Source organism: Blautia sp. CGZ-1-C1 (genome assembly GCF_056504575.1).
This window is the reverse complement of record NZ_JBWLUT010000008.1, coordinates 1-2,929: the sequence shown is the minus strand read 5'-3', so window position 1 is coordinate 2,929 and position 2,929 is coordinate 1. Positions and strand designations below refer to the sequence as shown.

Here is a 2,929-nt window from a genome sequence, read left to right as displayed (position 1 = left end):
CCTGCTTTTTGCCGTATTTTACCAGATCTTTTACAACCTGCCAGTTCATCAATGGCTCTCCGCCAAAGAAATCCACTTCCAGGTTTCTTCTGGATCCTGAATTTGCGATCAGGAAATCAAGTGCTTTCTTGCCGACTTCATAAGACATCAGGGCTCTTCTGCCATGATACTCTCCCTCTTCGGCAAAACAATAACGGCAGGCCAGATTGCAGTCATGCGCAATGTGCAGGCACAATGCTTTTACAACGGTCTGCCGGTTATTTGAAAATTCTTCAATTGCATTCTCGTAAACATCTTTTGTAAAAAGCATTCCATCTTCTTTCAGCTTATTACATTCCTTTACAGATGTTTCGATATCTTCTTTCTTATATTTGTTTCCCAGTTTCTCTGCAATAGCTTCTGCGTCCAGGCCTTCTTCCAGGTAAGGAAGCGTTTCATATGTAACCTCATCTACCAGATGAATACATCCACTGTTGATGTCCAGCACAATATTAAAGCCATTGCTTTTATAACGGTGAATCAGACTCATTTTAACTAAAATCCTTTCTAAGCGTAAGATAAGCAGCGGAGTTTCCACTCCGCTGCTTATCTCATTTCTCCATAGCTGATCTTATTTCTGCTCACAGCTCTGGTTTCCTACTGTACAGGAAGTTTTACATGCGGACTGGCAGGAAGTCTGGCACTCGCCACATCCACCTTTCTTTACTGTGTTCTGTAAATTCTTTGTATTCAGGGTTTTGATATGTTCCATAACTCTATCCTCCTTATGTAATTATATTCTTGGCATAGTATATCATATATTTTTTAATTTTGAAAGCTTTTTTTTCCGACAGCATTCCACCAAGTGTTCCACCGCCCGCACACATGAAAAATGTAGTAACCGCATGTGCCAGACTCATGTCCCAATGCCCCTTTACTGTAAAGGAAACTGCCAGCAATAACACATAGTAGGCCAGACCTGTTACAACTCCCCACAGATATTTATCTCTATGTGTAATTTTACCGGCCATAAAGCCTCCCATGAAGCAGGCAAACACATAGACAACGATAATTCCTATGTCCACTGCCGTCTCTCCAAGATCAAAAGTAAACAGCAGTAATGCCAGGAGCAGTAATGCTACCCCAGTTAGTGCATACGCAAATAATAATGATTTTAAAATCGTTCTGACTCTCATATACTTCCCTCCTGTTAAACTATATGGGAGAGAAATATATGTTATTCAAAATTTTATTTTCTGTTTTCTTCTACACTTTTATCTTATTTCTTTTTCTTCTTTACAAACACAACCACTCCGATGATTACTGCCGCAGCCACCACCAGTATTACAAATGGCAGAATTGTTGTTGTATCACCGGTATTTACCGCATTATTATTCTTAGCAGTTTCATTTCCCGAAGAACTGTCTGTCTGTGCGGATAATGAAGAAGTATTATTATTGTCAGAATTAGTATTAATTGACACTGTATTATTGTTACCTGTATCAGAAGACTGTTCCTGCGTATCAGATGAAGCCGGGGTAGGTGTCACTGTCCCGGCACTGTTCGAATCATCTCCGGTATCCGGACCTACCAGCTGTCTGCTTCCGGCAATTCCAAACGGACTGAAAGAATGCGTGCTAAACACCATGATTCCATCTTCCACGCTTGGAATGATTGTCTCAGTTGCACCATTATCCAGAAGATGCTCAATTGTATACTCATATCCAGATTTCACCGGTACAGTTACGCTGACATATTCTCCACTTGGAATTTCATATTCTGTGTCATTCTGAAGATCCCAGAGTTCAAATTCATAAGACTGGAAAATCATCGCATCGGATTCATTTGTGAACTGATAGCTGTCCCCGCTTGATACTCTGAACTGCACATACCAAGGAAGATTAGCGCCACTTACTGTGATACCGTCACAGGTATGGTTAATCTCTGCCCGCTCTTCTTTTTCTTCATCTGACAGGTTATCTTCCACATCTGTCGGACGGTTATCTTTTTCGTCTGGTAATACAGGATTGTCGAAAATGTTATCATCCTTGCTATCTGTGTTGTCTGAATCATTTTTTTTCTCATCAGCAGTATCCTGTGTCGTGTCATCTGCAATTTCTAATTTGCCGGTAACATCTGCGCTGTCTGAACTCTTGTCTGTACTATTTTCTTTGCTGTTTTTATCCTTATCATTCTGTGTGTCGTTTTCTTTTTTACTGTTTTCGTCTTTATTTTCCTTATCCGTGTTATCTTTATTTGCTTTAGCCGAATTCACTTCATCAGATTTACCATCTTTGTTATCGGAAGTATTTTTTTCTTCTTCAGCCGGAGTCTCTGATGGCGTTTCCTGATCCTTAGTATCCTCTGAATCCCCTGTCGCATCTGTGGAACTGCTGTCATCAATGCCATTCACCACTACATTAATATATCCAACAACTGCTCCCGCCTCTGAATCCCATCCTTCTGCATGACTCAGATCCTGTCCCTCTGCTGGTATAAGAAACACCTCGCAAGCCTGTACTCTCTGTGTCGGAACAAAACTTCCGTCTGCCCATTCAAGAGTTCCATGTTCAGTTATCGGAAGTGCTATATTCGCAAGTTCTGTAGGCTGATCAATTGTAATATTATCCGGTATCAGTGCATCAGACACCTTTTCCTGTGATTCAGCCGCACTGACTGGTTCGGTCACAACAGGTACACTTCCTGTGATCAAAGCTGCTGTTAAAGCTGCTGCCGCAAGAATTCCCATTTTTTTCCCTGTTAATTTATTTCTTTTCATTCTATTTATGTTATTAGACATTTCGCACCTCTGTTTTTCATTTATCTTTCTTGTTTATATGTTATATATTAAGCAGATATCTTTAACCCGTATCATCTGCTATTTATAGCTTTGAACCTAAATATGCCGTTCAAATTCAGTTTATTTTCCAATATCTGGCACTACCAGTTC

4 protein-coding genes are annotated in these 2,929 nt (G+C 40.3%); all 4 read right to left on the bottom strand.

What is annotated here, in order from left to right; translation table 11 throughout:
- Positions 1-529: 4Fe-4S cluster-binding domain-containing protein (locus tag AC058W_RS00425; protein WP_479389532.1), on the bottom strand; the 529-nt coding region annotated here is incomplete at its 3' end.
- Between the two features lie 81 nt (positions 530-610).
- Complete coding sequence (scfA, locus tag AC058W_RS00420; protein WP_008703734.1) at positions 611-751, bottom strand: six-cysteine ranthipeptide SCIFF; 141 nt, start codon at positions 749-751, stop codon at positions 611-613.
- 13 nt (positions 752-764) lie between these two features.
- Positions 765-1,175, bottom strand: a complete 411-nt coding sequence (locus AC058W_RS00415; RefSeq protein WP_479389531.1) for a TIGR04086 family membrane protein — start codon at positions 1,173-1,175, stop codon at positions 765-767.
- An 83-nt stretch (positions 1,176-1,258) separates the two neighbouring features.
- A complete protein-coding gene (locus tag AC058W_RS00410; RefSeq protein WP_479389530.1) occupies positions 1,259-2,779 on the bottom strand; it encodes a hypothetical protein in 1,521 nt (506 codons plus the stop codon).
- Positions 2,780-2,929: the final 150 nt, after the last annotated feature.